Origin of the sequence: Streptomyces sp. NPDC002566, from assembly GCF_042889585.1 — a bacterium.
GTDB lineage: Bacteria > Actinomycetota > Actinomycetes > Streptomycetales > Streptomycetaceae > Streptomyces.
On record NZ_JBIARD010000006.1, the window covers coordinates 534386 to 551869 of the forward strand.

General features: G+C 67.8%; 13 protein-coding genes. 5 read left to right on the forward strand and 8 right to left on the reverse strand.

All coding sequences use genetic code 11. The features are described 5' to 3' along the window. Positions 1 to 66 precede the first annotated feature (66 nt). Positions 67 to 930 carry a hypothetical protein gene (locus ACFYXA_RS26585; protein WP_389037121.1) on the forward strand — a complete coding sequence of 288 codons (864 nt, stop codon included), beginning with the start codon at positions 67 to 69 and terminating at the stop codon, positions 928 to 930. Positions 931 to 1015: 85 nt separating this feature from the next. On the opposite strand, the gene ACFYXA_RS26590 is transcribed toward ACFYXA_RS26585, so the two are convergent. From ACFYXA_RS26590 to ACFYXA_RS26600, 3 genes are all read right to left on the reverse strand, one after another. Then, positions 1016 to 2284 carry a sugar ABC transporter permease gene (locus ACFYXA_RS26590; RefSeq protein WP_389037124.1) on the reverse strand — a complete coding sequence of 423 codons (1269 nt, stop codon included), beginning with the start codon at positions 2282 to 2284 and terminating at the stop codon, positions 1016 to 1018. Next, complete coding sequence (locus ACFYXA_RS26595) at positions 2275 to 3030, reverse strand: ATP-binding cassette domain-containing protein (RefSeq protein WP_130438561.1); 756 nt, start codon at positions 3028 to 3030, stop codon at positions 2275 to 2277. The genes ACFYXA_RS26590 and ACFYXA_RS26595 overlap by 10 nt, the downstream gene beginning before the upstream one ends. A gap of 97 nt (positions 3031 to 3127) precedes the next feature. Next, positions 3128 to 4231 carry a sugar ABC transporter substrate-binding protein gene (locus ACFYXA_RS26600; protein ID WP_389037187.1) on the reverse strand — a complete coding sequence of 368 codons (1104 nt, stop codon included), beginning with the start codon at positions 4229 to 4231 and terminating at the stop codon, positions 3128 to 3130. 188 nt (positions 4232 to 4419) lie between these two features. Between ACFYXA_RS26600 and ACFYXA_RS26605 the strand changes: the two genes are divergently transcribed. Further along, a complete protein-coding gene (locus ACFYXA_RS26605; RefSeq protein ID WP_389037128.1) occupies positions 4420 to 5313 on the forward strand; it encodes a hypothetical protein in 894 nt (297 codons plus the stop codon). 364 nt (positions 5314 to 5677) lie between these two features. Next, the gene (locus ACFYXA_RS26610) at positions 5678 to 7438 is read left to right on the forward strand and encodes a S8 family serine peptidase (protein WP_389037131.1); all 1761 of its coding nucleotides are present in this window, start codon (positions 5678 to 5680) and stop codon (positions 7436 to 7438) included. A gap of 251 nt (positions 7439 to 7689) precedes the next feature. Here ACFYXA_RS26610 and ACFYXA_RS26615 read toward each other — a convergent pair whose 3' ends face one another. Further along, positions 7690 to 8070 (reverse strand): helix-turn-helix domain-containing protein, encoded by a 381-nt coding sequence (locus ACFYXA_RS26615; protein WP_099498680.1) that lies wholly within the window; start codon positions 8068 to 8070, stop codon positions 7690 to 7692. Positions 8071 to 8212: 142 nt separating this feature from the next. On the opposite strand from ACFYXA_RS26615, the gene ACFYXA_RS26620 reads away from it, so the two are divergent. Next, positions 8213 to 8620 carry a RidA family protein gene (locus ACFYXA_RS26620; RefSeq protein ID WP_266571041.1) on the forward strand — a complete coding sequence of 136 codons (408 nt, stop codon included), beginning with the start codon at positions 8213 to 8215 and terminating at the stop codon, positions 8618 to 8620. Positions 8621 to 8696: 76 nt separating this feature from the next. Here the strand turns inward: ACFYXA_RS26620 and ACFYXA_RS26625 are convergent, their stop codons facing one another. Continuing rightward, a complete protein-coding gene (locus ACFYXA_RS26625) occupies positions 8697 to 8870 on the reverse strand; it encodes a DUF2267 domain-containing protein (RefSeq protein ID WP_389037136.1) in 174 nt (57 codons plus the stop codon). Positions 8871 to 8885: 15 nt separating this feature from the next. Between ACFYXA_RS26625 and ACFYXA_RS26630 the strand changes: the two genes are divergently transcribed. Further along, positions 8886 to 9662, forward strand: coding sequence for a site-specific integrase (locus ACFYXA_RS26630; RefSeq protein ID WP_389037139.1), 777 nt, complete (start codon positions 8886 to 8888; stop codon positions 9660 to 9662). A gap of 1016 nt (positions 9663 to 10678) precedes the next feature. Here the strand turns inward: ACFYXA_RS26630 and ACFYXA_RS26635 are convergent. The 3 genes from ACFYXA_RS26635 to ACFYXA_RS26645 all read right to left on the reverse strand — a co-directional run bounded on the left by ACFYXA_RS26635 (position 10679) and on the right by ACFYXA_RS26645 (position 17477). Then, on the reverse strand, positions 10679 to 15406 hold the full coding sequence (locus ACFYXA_RS26635) for a caspase family protein (RefSeq protein ID WP_389037142.1): 4728 nt from the start codon (positions 15404 to 15406) through the stop codon (positions 10679 to 10681). Positions 15407 to 15446: 40 nt separating this feature from the next. Then, positions 15447 to 15809: a hypothetical protein gene (locus tag ACFYXA_RS26640; protein WP_389037145.1), complete on the reverse strand. Its 363-nt coding sequence runs from the start codon at positions 15807 to 15809 to the stop codon at positions 15447 to 15449. Positions 15810 to 16265: 456 nt separating this feature from the next. Then, a complete protein-coding gene (locus ACFYXA_RS26645) occupies positions 16266 to 17477 on the reverse strand; it encodes an IS110 family transposase (RefSeq protein WP_389037190.1) in 1212 nt (403 codons plus the stop codon). Positions 17478 to 17484 lie beyond the last annotated feature (7 nt).

Sequence of the window (17484 nt, forward strand, 5' to 3'; positions counted from 1 at the left end):
TTTCTACCGTTGTCATCGCAGGTCACCGAGACCGTCACCGCAGATGCCAGGTACCCAGGAGCCGTCATGCGCCCCGCACTCCGCACCGCCTTCGCCGCCGTCGCCCTCGTCGGCACGGCCGCCGCCGCCGTCGCCTCCGCGACCGCCGCGGTCGCCGCCGCTCCGGCCGTGCCCACGACCAACCAGGCGAACTGTGTCGCCGTCAGGACGGTCCCCTCCGCCTTCGGCGGCATGAAGGTCCGGCTGGTCAACAGCGCCGACGACGGCGCGTCCGCCAAGCTCCTGACCTCCCGGGGCGCCGTCGTCGCGACCGTCGACCAGAGCAGGCCCGTCAACCTGTCCAGCGGCCTGAAGATCACCGGGGTGCTGGGCGCGAAGCCGGTCTTCCACCAGCGCAGCCAGGGCGGCTCCACCCCGTGGCAGGCCGTCGCCTTCCCCGCGCTGACCGCCGACTGCACGCAGCGCGGCAAGCTCGTCCGCACCGTGCGCCTCGACGCGCGGACGACCGCGCAGATCTTCCGGGTCAACGCAGGCGGCCACTACCAGGCCCGCGTCTTCCAGGGCGGCAAGCTGATCCGCTTCATCGACGCGAACGCCCGCTCCGGCGCCGCCCTGTTCGGCGGTCGCACGCTGGTGCTCCCCCCCGACGGCACAAACCTCACCTGGACGGGCGCGGCCACCGCGGCCCACCCCCGGCTCGGCCGCTACAAGCTCGCCGACGGCTCGACCGTGAAGCTGGTCAAGCGGAACGGCGTCTACGGGGTGCGCCTGACCACCGGCCACGGCACGTTCCCCGTGGCCTACGCCAAGGCCCGCCCCGTCGTCCTCCAGGACGACAACACGGTGGTCGTCCTGGCCGCCGACGGCACCGTCAGCAACTACATCCACGGCAAGCCCCGCCAGAAGGCCCCGGTCTACCTGGGCGCCTGACGCACGGGGGAGGGGTGCCGCGGCGGTACCCCTCTCCGCCCCCCTCCGCCTCGGGCCCGCCCGGGCGGGCCTGAGCCCCTCCGGCTCAGGGCCGCCCGAGCGGGCTCGGGGCGCGTCGGGTCAACGCGTCGGCCACCACCGCCGTGTACAGCACCCCACCCGTGATCATGAACTGCACGGGGGACGCCACGCCCAGCAGGGACATGCCCGAGGCGATCGACTGGATGATGAGCACCCCCAGCAGCGCCGACCAGGCCGACCCGCGTCCGCCGAACAGGCTGGTGCCCCCGATGACGGCGGCGGCGATCGCGTTGATCAGCAGCATCCCGGAGCCCGGCACCTGGCTCGCCGAGGTGAGCCGGGACGCGACGAACAGCCCGCCGACGGCCGCCAGGGTCCCCGACACCATGAACACCGCGATCCGCACGCGCGTCACGTCGACGCTGGCCCGCCGGGCCGCCTCCACGCCGCCGCCCAGCGCGAGGATCTGCCGACCGTAGGTCGTACGGCGCAGGAAGAGGTCCGAGGCGGTGATGACCGCGAGGAAGATCAGCAGAGCCAGCGGCAGCCCCTCGAACCGGTCCAGGACGGAGACCACGGTGAACAGGACCGCCGCGAGGACCGCCGTACGCGCCCAGATCACGCCCGGAGGCCGGGACGGCATCCCGGCGGCCGCCCGGCGCCGGCGCTCACGGCGGGCGGCGAGCAGGTACACGGCCGTGACGAGCGCCGGCAGCCCGTAGACGACGAAGCCGGAGCCGAAGTAGCGGCTGGTCAGCTGGGCGACCAGGCCGTCCTCGCTGAAGTTGACGGACGTGTCCGGCCCCAGCAGGTACAGCATCACCCCGTTCCAGGCGAGCAGACCCGCGAGGGTGACGACGAACGCGGGCACGCCGATCTTGGCGAAGGAGAACCCGTGCAGTCCCCCGGCGGCGGCGCCGCAGCACAGCGCGGTGATCACGGCGAGCCATTCCGGCATCCCCAGGTTGACGTTCAGTGAAGCGAACACGGCGCCCGCGAGCCCGGCGAGCGAGCCCACGGACAGATCGATCTCGCCGATCAGCAGCACGAACACGATCCCGACGGCCACCATGCCGGTGCCGACGATGTCCACGCTGAGCACGGACAGGTTGCGCGGGGAGAGGAAGTTCCCGTTGAGGCTCTGGAAGACCACCCAGATCACGGCGAGGGCGAGGAGGACGGGGGCGGGACCGAGATCGTGCTCGTGCAGCCGCCTGCGTACGCCGTGGACGACGTACGCCCTGATCCGCGCGACCGTCCGCCGCCCGCCGTCTTTCTCCGCCTCGCCGCCGGCCACCTCCGGCCCGTCTCCCTGCCTCCCCCTCACGGCCATGCCTCCTCCGGGCGGGTGGGTCGGTGGCCTGCCGCGTTGTCGGCGGCGCCGGTGATGGAGGAGATGATCTGCTCCTGGGAGGCGGTGTTCACGTCGAAGACGCCGTTGTTGCGTCCGAGGCGTAGGACGGCCACCCGGTCGGCGACGGCCTTGATGTCGCCCATGTTGTGGCTGATGAGGAGAACGCCGAGGCCCCGGTCGCGCAGCTCCTCGATGAGGTCGAGGAGTTGACCGGTCTGCTCGACGCCCAGGGAGGCGGTGGGTTCGTCCAGCAGGAGCAGCCGGGGCGAGCCGAGGAGCGAGCGGGTGATCGCGACGACCTGCCGCTGCCCGCCGGACAGTGCGGCGACCGGCACGCGCACGTCGGGGATGCGGATGGACAGCGTGTGCAGCAGCTCGCGGGTCAGGCGCTCCATCTCCACCTCGTCGAGGACGCCGAACCGGTGGATCTCCCGGCCGAGGAAGAGGTTGCCGACGACGTCGAGGTTGTCGCACATCGCGAGGTCCTGGTAGACGGTCGCGATGCCCAGGGCCTGGGCGTCCTGGGGGCGCCTGATCTGGATGGCGTCGCCCTGCCACTCGATGACGCCCCGGTCGGCCGGGCCGGCCCCGGAGATCACCTTGACCAGGGTGGACTTGCCGGCGGCGTTGTCGCCCATCAGGGCGACCACCTCCCCTGCCCTGATCTCCAGCTCGACGTCCACCAGCGCCTGGACGGCGGCGAACCGCTTGGACACGCCGCGCATCGCCAGAAGGGGCCGACCGTGGACGGGTCCTGGCTCGGGCCCTGGCTCGGGGCCCGGCTCGCGGCCTGGCGACAAGGCCACCTCCTTCCGTGAGCGCTCAGCCGGTGATCCCGGCCTCGTCGCACGCCGACCGAAGTCTAGGAGGGCATACCTGGTCGATGGTGTACATACCGTCCTTCACCAAGGTGTCCTTGATGTTGTCGACCGTCACGGAGACCGAGGGGAGGAGGACGGAGGGGATGTCGTCGGTGGTGGCGCTGTCGACGGTGCGGGTGGCGATGGACCCGACCGCCTGCCCGCGACCGAGGGCGACGGCCATCTGGACGGCGGCGTCGGCGGCCGGCTTGAAGGGCTTGTACACGGTCATGTACTGCTCGCCCCTGACGATGCGCCGTACCGCGACGAGGTCGGCGTCCTGACCGGTGACCGGGGGCAGCGGCCGGACCTCGGTGGCGTTGAGCGCGGAGATCACGGCGCCGGCGAGGGCGTCGTTGGCGGCCAGCACACCGTCGATGCTGTTCCCGCCCAGCGTGGCGAGGGCTCCCCGCATGTTGACGAAGGCGTTCTCCGGCCGCCAGTTGACCGTGTCGTACGACTCGCCGATCTTCACCTTGCCCTTGAGGACGGCGAGCGCCCCCTGCTTGAACCACTCGGCGTTGGGGTCGGTGGTGGCCCCGTTCATCATCACGATCTGCTCGTTCCGCCCCTTGGCGGCCATGGCCTTCAGCAGCCCTTGGGCCTGGAGCCTGCCGACCTCCGCGCCGTCGAAGGTCACGTACCCGGAGACCGGCCCCTGCGCGAGCCTGTCGTAGGCGACGACCGGGATGCCGGCCCGGTGCGCGGCTTCGACGGACGGACGCAGCAGCTCCGGATCGACGGCGGCGATGATCAGCACATCCACGCCCCTGGTGATCATCGACTCCAGTTGCTGCCGCTGCACGGCCGGATCGGGCGTGGCGGCGACCAGGGCCGCAGGACAGTCCGGGCACAGCTCCTTGAGCTTCCCCTCGATCAGCGGCCGGTCGAACTGCCCGAACCGGGAGTCCCCGCCCCCGGGCAGCAGCAGCCCCACGGAAGGCCCGTCCCCGCCCCCCTCCCCGCACCCCCCGACCAGCCCCCAGGCCCCCATGACCATGACCGCCATGCCCACCCGCGCAAGCGCCCTGCGCCTCACAGCCGCCAGACCACCACCGAGACCCACGAGACCCATCCGCGCTTCCTGAGAAACCTCACTGATACATCCCCTATATCCGATATGCCCAAAACTAAAAGCTCGCCCTTCGCTCGGAAACAGGGGAACCGGCAACCCGGCGGGCGCCGAAGCCCTCTTCCCGGCCGACCGATCGATGGGGGCCGCACCGGCCCAGCCCTCTCCGCCTGGGAGGAATCGTGTTCCACGACACCGTCGCCAGAGCCATGGTCGTCGCCGGTATCGCCCTCATGCCCTTACCGGGACCGACGCATCGGGCGTCGGCCGAAGCCGCGAACCCGCCGAGGGCCGACGGCCCCTCCACGGCGGTCCGCCTCGACTACCACGTGCCTCAGGGCAGGACATTGGAGGCGGGCGACACGCTCTGGTTCAGCGTCCAGGGAATGCCGCCGGGGTGGGACAGGGTCGAGATCACGTCCCCGGCCCTGGTGCAGCCGATCACCCTGACCCCCCTCAAGAAGGGGTCGACGGAGTCGGTCCAGACGAACAAGGCGGGAACGGAGCACCGCATCCGCCCGGGCCTGCGACCGGGCGCCTACCCGGCCACCGCGACCAGTCACGGCCGTACCGTCGCCACCACGCGGCTCAAGGTCGCGGCCGAGGGCTCGGCGGAGATCAGCCGTTTCGTCATCGGCCCCCCGGACGCCTTCCCGGGCGGCGAGGACTCCGCGCCGGTACGGCCGGGGAGCGACGTCCGGCTGGTCCTCACCGATCTGCGAGCCGAACCGGGGGAGAAGTCGGTGACCGTCAGCTCACCCGTCTTCGACACCCCGGTGGCCCTCACGACCGGCAGCGCGGACGACCCGGGCTGCAAATGCGACGACGGCGGGACGGTGTACGCGGGCCACGCCCGACTGCGAGGCGACGTACCGGAAGGCCGCTACCCCCTGACAGCGCTCAGCCATCACGGCCGGCAGACCACAAACCGGCTGCTCACGGTCACCGGCGAGCCCCTCCCGCACGGCTCCTCCCGAACGACCGTCGCCACCGCCGCGGCCGCCGCGGCGGCCCTCGCCTCCGCAGGCGTCCTCGTCGTGCGCCGCCGTTCACGCAGGGCGGCGGCCTCCGCTTGACGGCGGTCGGAGCCTGGTAGTGGCCGACGGCCACCCGGGCGCGGGCGGTGTCGGTCCCCGCGCGGGTCCGGCGCTCTGGTGCGGGCAGCACGGCCGGCATCAGGCCGGCGGCGTACGCCAGGGGGCGGTCGACGTCGCCGAGCTCTCGGTGGATCCCGATCCTCGACGCCCGGAGTGCGTCTGTTTCCAGCCATGCCTCTAGAACGACCCTGCGCGGAAAGGCACTTCCCTGCAAGAGCATGCACCTGACATCTTGCATCCACCACTCGTTTCGTACGGCCCGTCCGGTGCCCTCAGCACGGCCGGGCCGTCTCCGGAGGACGCATTGATACCCCGTATATCCAGCCGCCCTAGACGCACGCTGGTGCTGGCGGCCACGCTCGGTGCCGCTCTCGCGTTCGGCGCCCCGGGAGCCCTCGCGGGCACGCTTCCCGTCGTCACCTCCACCGCGCCGGCCGCCAAGGCCCACGCTCCTGCCGCCGCGCCGGCATCCCAGAGCGCGGCCTGGGTGGCCGGGACGCGTGCCTACCTCGTGATCACCGCCCCCGGTGACAGCTCGGCGGTCCGCTCGGCGATCACGGCCAACGGCGGCACCGTCTTCTCGAGCTTCGACGCCATCGGCGTGATCGTCGCCCACTCGGCGTCCAGCACCTTCGCCGCCACCATGCGCGGCGTCGCCGGCGTGCAACAGGTCGGCGCCACGCGTACCTCGGACGTCCCGGCCGACGCCTACAACCCGGCGCTCCCGGCCAATCCGGCCCAGTCCTCGACCCCGGCCGGAGAACCGGTCCGGGCCGACATGAGCCAGATCAAGGCCGACCAGGCCTGGGCCGTGAACCCGGGCTCCGCCTCCGTCACGGTCGGCATCCTGGACACCGGTGTGGACGACCAGCACCAGGACCTCGCGCCCAACTTCGACGCGGCCGACTCGGTCTCCTGCGCCTACGGCAAGCCCGACACCCGTACCGGCGCGTGGCGGGACGTCGACACGCACGGCACCCACGTAGCGGGCACCGTCGCCGCGGCCAAGAACGGCAAGGGCGTCGTCGGCGTGGCACCCGGGGTGAAGATCGCCGCGGTCCGGGTCGCCGAGCCGGGCAACTCCTTCTTCTTCGCCGAGAACACCATCTGCGGCTTCGTCTGGGCCGGTGACCACGGCTTCAAGGTCACCAACAACAGCTATTACACGGACCCGTGGCAGTTCAACTGCCCGGACAACATCGACCAGGCCGCCATCATCGAGGGCGTCAAGCGCGCCCAGGAGTACGCCGAGAGCAAGGGTTCCCTCCAGGTCGCCGCGGCGGGCAACGAGAACTACGACCTCGCCCACAAGACGACCGACTCCGCGAGCCCGAACGACTCGACGCCGGTCACCCGCACCATCACCAACGCCTGCCTCGACATCCCGACCGAGCTGCCGGGCGTGGTCACGGTCGCGGCCAACGGCACGGGTGTCACCAAGGCCTCGTTCTCCAACTACGGTCAGGGCGTCATCGACGTCGCGGCGCCGGGCAGCAACGTGTACTCCACCGTCCCCGGCGGCGGCTACGGCAGCAAGAGCGGCACCTCGATGGCCACCCCGCACGTGGTCGGCGTCGCGGCACTCCTCGCCAGCGCCAACCCGGGCATCACCCCGGCGCAGCTCCGCGCCAAGCTGGCCGCCCAGGCCAACGACATCGCCTGCCCGTCGGACAGCCGCTGCACGGGCACGACGGCCAGCAACTCGTTCTTCGGCGAAGGACAGGTCGACGCCCTCAAGGCCGTCGGGACCACCCCGCCGCCCGGCAAGTACTTCGAGAACCTCGCGGACTTCGCCGTCAACGACAACGCGACCGTGGAGAGCCCGATCGCCGTGACCGGCGTGACCGGCAACGCCCCGGCCACCCTCAAGGTGGGGGTGGACATCAAGCACACCTACATCGGTGACCTGAAGGTCGACCTGGTGGCGCCGGACGGCACCGTCTACACGCTGCACAACCGTGCCGGCGGCAGCGCCGACAACATCGCCCAGACCTACACCGTGAACGCCTCCTCGGAGGTCGCGAACGGCACCTGGAAGCTGCGCGTCAACGACAACGCCGCCTCCGACACAGGCAAGATCGACGCCTGGAACCTGACCTTCTAGCGCAGGTCCGGCCAACGCCCGCATACAGCACGCACAGCTCCCCGCCCGCGACCGCGGACAAGGCGGGCTGCGGTCGGTGCGGCCAGGGCTGCGAACTCCTGGGCGGATAGAGGGCACATGGGCCCCGGCGGCGGTGCACACCGCCGCCGGGGCCACCATGCCGGAGGCGTCCAGGAAGGCCGCGGACGGCCTGGATCCGGTGTCCGGGGCCACCCTCGTCCAATACTCCGGCTGTAGACCGTGATCAGCTGTCAGGCGTCGAAGCGGTGGCGGGCGGCCTCGATGTGCCCGAAATAGCGGTGCGTCCAGTCGCACATTCCGTCGACGGTTGCGCGTAGGCCCTGGCCCGGCTCGGTGAGGGTGTATTCGACACGCGGCGGGACGGTGGGGTGCACGTTTCTCTCGACCAGGCCGTTGCGCTCCAGCATGCGCAGGTTCTGGGTGAGCATCTTGTGACTGATGCCCTCGATCTCGTTCCGCAGTTCGCTGAAGCGCAGAGTGCGTTCACCGAGAGTCTCGATGATCAGGAATGCCCACTTGTTGGCAACGTCGGAGAAGATCTCTCGCGCCAATGAGTCCGCGCGCCTGAGGTCTGCTTCCTCGGATGGGCCCTTGATCTGCTTGGTCACCATCGGGTTCCCCAGTCACTGGAAAGTGCGTTCTTCCACGTCAGCGTTCACTCTCCTACGGTTCCTGAGTAACCACAAGAGACCGAGGGTGCCCTCGTGGGGCGTACACGAGCCCACAGGCGCTCAGGACAAGGAGGCAGGCAGCATGGCCGTCAACCTGGTAAACCCGAGTGGATTGCCCAAGATCGACGTCTACCGGCAGGTGTCGATCGCCACTGGGTCGAAGCTGGTCTTCATCGCTGGGCAGGTCGCCTGGGACGCCGAGGGGATCACGGTCGGCGAAGGCGACCTCGCCGCGCAGGTCGAGCAGTGCTACCTCAACATCGGCACCGCTTTGGCCGAGGCCGGCGGCTCCTTCGACGACGTGGCGAAACTGACCTTCTACGTCGTCGACTGGACCCCCGACAAGATGCCACCGCTGCTCGAGGGGATCTCCCGGGCGGCCGCAAAGCTGGGCACCACCCCGGTCCCGCCGGCCACGCTGCTGGGCGTTGCGGCACTGGACGTTCCCGACCATCTGGTCGAGATCGAAGCCACCGCGGTCCTTGACTGAACGGATGCCCTTGGCCCGATGAGCACCAAGTGGCCAACTGTGGTGCTCAGTTGCGGCGCAGCCGGCGAAACGGTCGCTACCCGGCGTCGGCCGGGCCCGCGGGTGTGGACAGCAGGATGTCGTACTCCCTGGGCAGTTGGGCGGTCGCGTCGCGGAACTCCTGGCCGCCGACCGCTTCCCTCAGGGTGGCCAGGACTGCGTGGATCCCGGCCTCCGCGAGCTCGCGGGGCACGTCCGCGCGGTCCGCCACACGCCGGACGAACGAGTGGGCCAGAACGTCGCCCAGCCCGTCAAGGTCGAGCGGGCCCGACGCAAGCGTCCCGAACCTTGGTCGGTCGAGGAGGCGTGCAGCTTCCTGGAGAGCGCCCAGCTCCGGCACGACTACCTCTACTGCGCCTACGCACTGATTCCCGTCCTGGGCCTGCGCAAGGGGGAGGTGCTCGGCCTCACATGGTCGGACGTGAACCTGGAAGCGGGGGAGCTGCACATCCGGCACCAGCTTCAGCGGGTCCGCCGGCGTCTCCTTCACACCGACACGCCCAAGACGGAGGCCTCGGAGGCGGTGCTCCCGCTGCCGGACATCTGCCTGACCGCCCTCCGGCTCCGGCAGAAGGAACAGCAGGCGGCGAAGGAGCGGGCCGAGGATCTCTGGACGGAATCGGACATGGTCTTCACGACCCGCTACGGCACCCCGGTCGAGCCGAGGAACTTCACCCGCGAGTTCGACCGCCGCTGTGAGCGCGCCGGCGTCCGCCGCATCCGCGTGCACGACACCCGACACACCTGCGCCTCGCTCCTGGCCGCGCTCGACGTCCACCCGCGGATCGCGATGCAGATCCTTCGCCATTCCGAGATCGCGGTGACGATGGAGGTCTACACCCACGTACCTTCCGCTGACACCCGCCGCGCTCTCCGCAAGCTCGGAAAGGCACTGGGCGGCGGCAGCAAGCAGAAGAAGGAGGGGCAGGGAAAGAAGGGCAAGCGCAAGCAGCAGAAGCGGGCGGAAGAGCAGACGGCCGAGGACGGCCGGCAAGAGTCATAGCGGTTGCTGTACTCCGCTGCTGTACGCACGACAGAGGCCCATTCACGATCACGTGAATGGGCCTCTGACCTGTGTCGGGGTGGCGGGATTTGAACCCACGACCTCTTCGTCCCGAAGCAACTGGGGTGGGGGCGCTGCCGCGGGCTGGTGTGCATTTCACCTGCGTTGATGGTCCGCAGACGTTCGCACCCGTTCGCCGGTGTTCGTCGGCGTTGTCACGCAATTAGACACTCATGCTCCGTTGGCTTCAGTCGCAGAGTTCTGGCACAAGCGTAGCGATGCTGGTTGAACGTTGGCTTCACTATGGGGCATGGAACTTCAGTGGTTGGGCCCGTGGGCGGAGACCCACCACCGCATGGACACAGCATCGGCGCGGGGCGAGTGTTCCTGGGCTGCACCGTGCCCCGCGCCGGCGATGTGGAGCGTTCGTGTCGTGGACACTGGTGGCGAGAGCTGGTGGGCTGTCTGCGCGGAGCACGCTGCCTCTTCTTCGGTGCTGTCTCCTGGCTTGCCGACCGAGTAACACACGGCTTCGGAGGCCGCGTAGGTAACGGCGCTTCCAGCAGACCGGGGGGTGTCAGGCTGCCCCCGTTAGTCCACAGATAGTCCGCGGCTAGCGCTTGCCGGCTTTTGAGGCTTGGCGCCAGTTCCATCAGGTGCCAGCGCAGCACGCCCGGGTCCCTTCGTGTAGCCGTTCGGGCGTTTCCAGCCGCTGTCCCAGTTTTTGCTGACCCCATTGGTGGATCCGCTTCGGAGTTCAGGCAACGTCGGTGAATCCTCTCCACGGCTTAACGCAAGGAGGGCGAGAGCAGGCCACTGACGAACAAACTCAAGCCGGCGAGGCGATAGGATGTGTCGTAGATCGTGTTGCCCCACACGTTGAGGACAAAACCGATTGGGGGCCTGGGGAGCCGCCGGTTGCGGGGACGCACGAAGGTGACGGTTTGACGCCAAGCAGGAGCTCGACTGGTGCTCCACGCTGCACCATTGAAGTTATGCGACGTAACAGCGCGCTACTAGTCATGGGTGTAGATCACGTCGTCGGTCAAGGTGAATCCGAGTTCGCGAAGACGACGCGCGATTTCCGGCATAGGGCGTCCGCTGGAAACGGAACTCTGGAAGACATGGCACAACTCGACGGGCGCCTTGCTGTCCAGCCATTCGTTCATCCCTTCGCGGTCACTGAACATCCGGAGATCCTCAAGCTCGATTTTATCGAGCTGGGGCGGCCCGTCTGCAACCTGCAAACCAAATGCCATGAGTCGGGCTGCCACCTCCGTAGGGCGACGCCCCAATCGGTCAGCCGCGCGCAACACATGGCTCAGCAGCACTGGTGTCGTCTCGTCCAGCCATGGAGCTACCCGATCGAGATCGACGCTAAGAATGGCCGGATCATCCGGTCCGACTTTCCCAGGCAGCACCGTACCCTCCGCCAGACGCAGCCCGAACTCCGCAAGCCTGGCCGCTACCTGCGCGGGACGCCAATTGATTCGCGTGGCCGCTGCCACTACATGCCCCAACGGAACCGGGTCGGCCACATTCAGCCAGGGACCCTTCCTGGTGTGCCTTTTGCTGAGTATGAGGAGGTCGTCGAACTCAACGATCTCAGGCAGCACAGCGGCTTCTGGTAGACGCAGCCCTAGTTCCTCAAGCCTGGCCGCTACCTCCGCGGGACGATGTTTCGTTTGCTCAGCCACCGCCAGAACATGCCCCAATGGAACTGGCCTTGCGAAGTTCAACCATTCTCTCTGATGCTCGGTGCCCGCATTGAGCAAGGCGAGGTCTCTGGGCTCCAGGGCTGCGGGCGCCGCCTCCCCCTCATGTAGGCGTAGGCCGAGCTGCACCAGTCTGGCCCTCACATCCTCAGGAGCCTGACCCACCACGTGGGCGGCCAAGAGAACGTGCGCCGACGGCACCGGCGTCCTGATATCCCACCACGGCCTGTTCGGGTTGAGCCCTTCCTTCAAGATGATCAAGTCGTTTGACTCCACGGCCGCTGGCGGGGCGGCTTCGTCATGCAGGTGCAGCCCAAGGTCTGCGAGTCTGGCGATCACCTCCGCGGGACGACGCTTTGTCCGCTCAGCTACCGCGAGCACATGTCCCAACGGGACCGGATCGGTGACATCCAGCCAACCGCGCTGTCCTAGGTGATCTCTTCTGGAGAGGACGCTTACATCCCCGGGTTCGACGGCCTCGGGGAACACCGTTCCTTCGGCGAGTCGCAGTCCGAACTCTGCGAGTCTGGCGATCACCTCCGCGGGACGACGCTTTGTCCGCTCAGCTACCGCGAGCACATGTCCCAACGAGACCGGATCGGTGACATCCAGCCACGGCGCTTCCCGATCAAGATCACGACTGAGGATGAGCAGGTCGTCACCCACGACGGTCTCGGGAAGGACCACACCATCCTGAAGCCGTAAGCCGAGCTGCACTAGCCTGTTTGCCACCTCTTGCGGACTGCACTGCACCAGGTATGCGAACTGCAGCACGTGCCCTAGGTGTACTGGAAGTTCGTCATCAATCCAGTCGTCCGGGTAGCGCCTCTCCGAGCTGAACTTGCTCCCCGGGCCCTCGTCGAATCCTGATTCGACAAACAGACCGATGTCCGTGGGTCGTGCGCGTGGCACCAACTCGGGATCTGTGAGCGTCACGCCAGGAAACGCTCCGGCCGCTACCCAGACCTTGACTCGCCATGTGACGAGTGCTTTCGGAAACCTAGCGGGGGGAATGCCCGCCCAAACTTCCCCACCCAAAATATGTGTGTCCATTGAGAAGCAACCTGCCGAGGCGATGTCCAACTCCTGCCAGCCCACCACCCAAGGGGTGTGTCGACAGGCCACCGCGGCCTCCGCTATCTCGTCTGCCAGCGCCGGGTGGTAGGCCACAAGTGCTGACAGCCAATCGTGGCTGAAGACCTCGGCTCCCTCCCGCAGCAGCGCCGGGATCTCCTCGCGCAGCAGCTGCATGACATGAGCCTTGTCGTAGGAGAGGGTGTTCCTGCGATCGACGGTCAGCTGCGGAACATGCGTACCGGTGAGGTTGACCACGGCTCCGAACAGTGGAACGCCGATCCACACTCCATCCGCGAGGAGGCCGCCCCGGGTACTCGCCCACCACACATCCTCACGGGACGTGGCATCGACCACGGCGTCGGTTGCGCGAACCGTACCCGGCATATGCGGATCACTGGGGCCTAGTGGCGCCACGGGCGACAACGTGTCCGGTTCCCACTCGAAGCGGGTCTCTGCGTCCTGTGCGACTACCGAATACTCAGAGATCCACAGCAATCGTCGCAACAGATCGGTACAAGAGGGCAATTTGGCGGATGGGCGGAGATATAGACGTACAGTTGTGCCGGCCTCGAACCCCCGTCCAAGGTCCCGGATATGGAAGAGAGAGCCCGGTCCAGCGATGTCTACTCGCAGGCGCTGTCCCGGGTGACCTTCGCGGTCCAGGCGGCATGTGGTCACCGAGACGTCATCGGCGATCATGAAGTAACTGAGTACGCCGATGCCAAAGCGGCTGTTGGGGTGCAACTCGATATTCGCCGCACGCCACTCAGCTCGCTCATCGAGGTACTCGGGGAGGTCGGCGAAGCTCATACCGGCGTGGGAGAAGACTTCACGAAGTTCACGTTCCCCCATACCGATGCCGTTGTCCGTGCACTCGATGAAGGCCCGGCCGCGCTCGTCCACGTCCTGCTTGAATGTGATACGACCTGACCAAGGCGCGAGTTCGGTGTGCCGCAGCCGCAGGTATTGCGTGCGTGCTCCCCGATAGCGGCAGGCGTCCAGGGCGTTCTGGTAAAGCTCGCGGATGGCCAGGGACGGATCTCCGTACAACTGCTCGCCCATGAGGAGTTCTTGGATGCGGTCGTCGGCGAGACGGAAACGCAGGTCCGTCGACTCGTACGCGGGCTCCCCTCCGGCATCGACGGCCGGCCGTACCTGGTCGGCAGTGGCATGCGCTGGTAGATCCTGCAATGGCTCCAGTTGGGGTTCACTGCTGGCTAGGACATCGACCGCGCCGAACAGGGCGTCTAGGGCGGCCGCCTGATGCCGCAAAGCCAGGCCTATTGCCGGATGGTGACAGGCAGCATTGAGGACGCGGGTACGGCCGTGCTGATCCCAGCGGGCCGTCTGAATGGTCCGGTGGAGTTGCCTTACGTCTGCGGAGTAGCTGATGCCAAGGTGTTCCACGACGACGTCCGACAGCAGGACCGGATCGATCGCCAAGTGGTGCGCTACCGTCAGCAGGACAACCAGTAGTTGCTCCCTGATGTGCTGCTCTGCCTCGGCACCGCCTGCCAGCTGGCGTTTCGGCCGGATCGTGGTTGAATCGAACGAAGTGCGCAGCGAGCGCAGCAACATCGGCAAGGTGTTCAGCTCGAACAGTTCAGCGACCAACTTGCGGTCGGCCTCGTCCGGAACGTCATCAAGCAGTCTCTCCACGGGGCCGAGCAGGCCGTCCAGGATTCTCTCCTGGGCTCCGCCGGGCTTCCGGGCCAGCCAGCGGCGGAACAGCCACCAGGCGATGCCGGCAGCACGATCGCCCTCGCCGGGCGATTGAGCCGCGAGCACGGCTCGGCGGACCAGCCGCTGTCGGTTGTTGAAGAACTGCTCGTAGTTCGCCCGTGCGGGGCTTGGAGACGGCATGTGGTCGAGGGTCGTGGGTTGAACGTCCAGCGCCTCTACCGCAGCGCGGTTCGCACACGTCACGTAGAGGTAGGGCACGGCGACCAGTAGGGCAGCTTCGGCTGGAGACAGAGCTAGTTTCTCCGGGTTGAGAACCTTCGACAATAGCCAGCCCACCCCGGCGGACATTCGCTCGGCGAAGTCGACGGGCCGCCAGGGGTCTTCGCTTAGAAGGGCCTCGTCCCGGGCGGCCTGCGGAGCGATCTCGGCGACGAGGGCCATAGCGGCAGCGCGCATGGCCACGGCGCCGGGGACGTCGCCGATCTGCTTCCACGCCGGATGGTTGCGGGCCGCTGTTGCCCAGGAATGATCACCTGCGGTCCCGTTTATGGTCTGGTCAGGCCGCCTGAAGACGATGAAGTCGTCAGTCTCCGTCTCGGTGCGTACCCTGATCTGCTGACGAAACAGCTTGTGTTCGGCAGTCAGTGCGTCCACCGCGCTCTGCAGCTGTTCCTTGAGTTCGCGCAGCGTGCTGGGGCCCGCCTCGTCCGCTACGACAGTGCTGAGGGCGCGAGAGAAGATGCTAAAGGTGCTGTTTCCGGCACGGGTGTAGCGGGCCCGCTCTCCGGGGGAACAGGCGTATACGTGGCAGTAGTGGCGCTCGCCGACACGCGCGACTCGCATATCGGACCAGCCAACGGCGTTGCCCGCCGACATTTCCCTAAGATCGATACCCTCACGGCAGGCATCCACGAATACGACTACGTCGCCAGCATTGCTGCGCTCGACGTAGCCGCTGAAGTCGAGCGAGAGGCATTTTCCGCGAAAGTCATGGGAGGCCGTGCGCGCGCCCCTGGGAACGAGGTAGTCCCTGCCGCCATGGTGGATCCCGTGGCCGCTGAGGTAGAGGAGCAGTGTCTCGTCCGGAGCGGCGCTTTGGAAGAACGTCTCGATGGCGTAGTCGATGCTCTCCCTGTCGGTCTCTTCTACGTCGTGGACGTGTACCTCGTACCCAACGGCAGTTAGTGCCTCCGCCAGCTCGGCAATATCATCCGTGACGAAGGTCAGGTCGTCGATATTGGGGTCGCGATACGCTGGTACCCCGATCAAGAGGGCACGGCACGAGGAGTGCATCGTGGTCCCCGGCTGATCAGGAGCCGAAAGTCAGTGTGATCGATCCTTTGGCGCCCACTTGGGCCGTAGTCCCCACAATAGTGATACCCCCGGTCGCGGTGATCTCAAATGAGACCTGCGCCTGCTGCAACGGCATCCCGCCGTCGGGCACCCTGAGGTCCGTGAGTACCTGCTGCAGGGCGCGCACTGTGTGCTGGAGGTTCTCACGCAGGACGGCGGTGGGGATTCGCCGGACCGAGGCGTCCTGGCTCCGGCCCCTGAAAATGCCCATGTCCCCTGAGTCGGAACGCCCTTCGGTGTCGTCGATGGACACCAGTACGTCGAGCCCGTCCACGACAGCATCCTGGTCATCGCCTGCAGCCTTGGCCGTCTCGAACATGGATCCCCCTCATTTTCACGTGTTGAAACCGCCACATCATAGGGGCCTCAGACCCCGCTCCGAAGGGCTACTAGCAGGTAAGTTGAGATCATGGGTTTGTTCGATATCTGGTGAAAACACTGGCGCCGACGGTCTGCTAGCCCTCGAAGTCTGTCGTGTCGATGTCAACGCAGGTCGGCGTAGCGGCTTTGGGGTGGCGCTGCTTTGGCGTGAGTGATCATGGCCCCGTAAGCTTCCGGCGCGTCGGGCAGTCTGTGGACCTGCCCGGTAAAGCACGACGGTGGGGCCATGATCTTCGAGGCTCGCGCCAAAGTGGCTGCCTAAAATCGCGGAGCCGACCGCCCGAGCCACGACGTGCCCCTTCTCTGGCATCAGGCGGCTGCATGCTTTGAGCGCGGCCCGGCCCCCGGCCGGGCTGGAGCGGGGCGGAGACAGACATCCGATGCGGTTGATCAGTCAAGCGGTGCTGGGGAAGGCGGTCTGCTCGTCATAGGGGATGCGGTGGATGAGGCAGTGGTGCAGGCAGCCCAGTAGCCGGTTGAAGAGGTTGCGTTGGGCTGCGACGTGTCGGTCTTCGGCTTGGCGGCGGCGGTCGTAGTGGGCTCGTGCTCCGGGGGATGCGGTGAGGGCGGCGAAGGCCCAGATGTAGCCGGCTGAGGCGAGACGCTGGTTCTTGATGTGCCTGGCCAGGACGGTGGTCTTGCGTCCGGAGGATCTGGTGATGGGTGCGGATCCGGCGTAGGCCTTCAGGGCGCGTGGGTTGGTGAAGCGGGTGTGGTCGTCGCCGAGTTCGGCCAGGACGCGGGCGCCGGTCAGTGCGCCGAGGCCGGGGAAGCTGGTGATGATCTCGGCGTCCTGGTGGGTGGTGAAGGCGGCGGTGGTGGCTGCTTCCAGGTCGTCGGCGCTGGCGCAGGCCGCGTTGAACTGCCGCAGCAGAGCGAGGGCTTTGGTGCCCATGGCCTGCTCGATCGTGGGCGGCTGGTGCATCTGCGGCTCGCGGAGCAGGGCGTGGAGTCGTTCGACTTCACCGGTGATCTCACGCTGACGTCCGGCCTTCTTGAGGATCGCTCGCAGCTGCGGGCGGGTGAGCTGGGCGGCTTGGGTGGGGGTGGGGGCTGCGGCGAGCAGGGTGCGGGTGACGGGTGAGGCGAGGCCTTCACGGAAGTGGCGGAAGACGGTGAGGAAGCCGGGGAAGTACTCGCGCAGGTGGGAGCGGAGGCGGTTGCCGGTTTGGACGCGGTCCCAGACGGCGTCCTGGTGGGCTCGGGCCAGGACGGTGATGGCCTGGGCGAGGTGGCTGTCCGCGGGCAGGGGCCGGTGTTCTGCGGGGTCGGTGCGCAGGATGTGGGCGAGGACCTTGGCGTCGAGGTGGTCGGACTTCTTGCGGCTGAGTGCGTAGCGGTCGCGGTAGCGGGCGGCGGTGAGTGGGTTGATCACGTAGATGGGTCTGCCGGTGGCGCGTAAGCAGGCGACCAGGAGTCCGTGAGAGGTCTCGATGGCGATCGGGATCGGGTGCTCTGGGCTGTCGCCGTGCTGGGCGAGCAGGTCCAGGAGCTGGCTGAGGCCGGCGGGGGTGTCGTCGATGCGGAGCTTGTTCAGGAGGGTGCCGGCTTCATCGAGCAGTGCGATGTCGTGGTGGTCGGTGGCCCAGTCGATGCCGCAGAACACGCTGGTC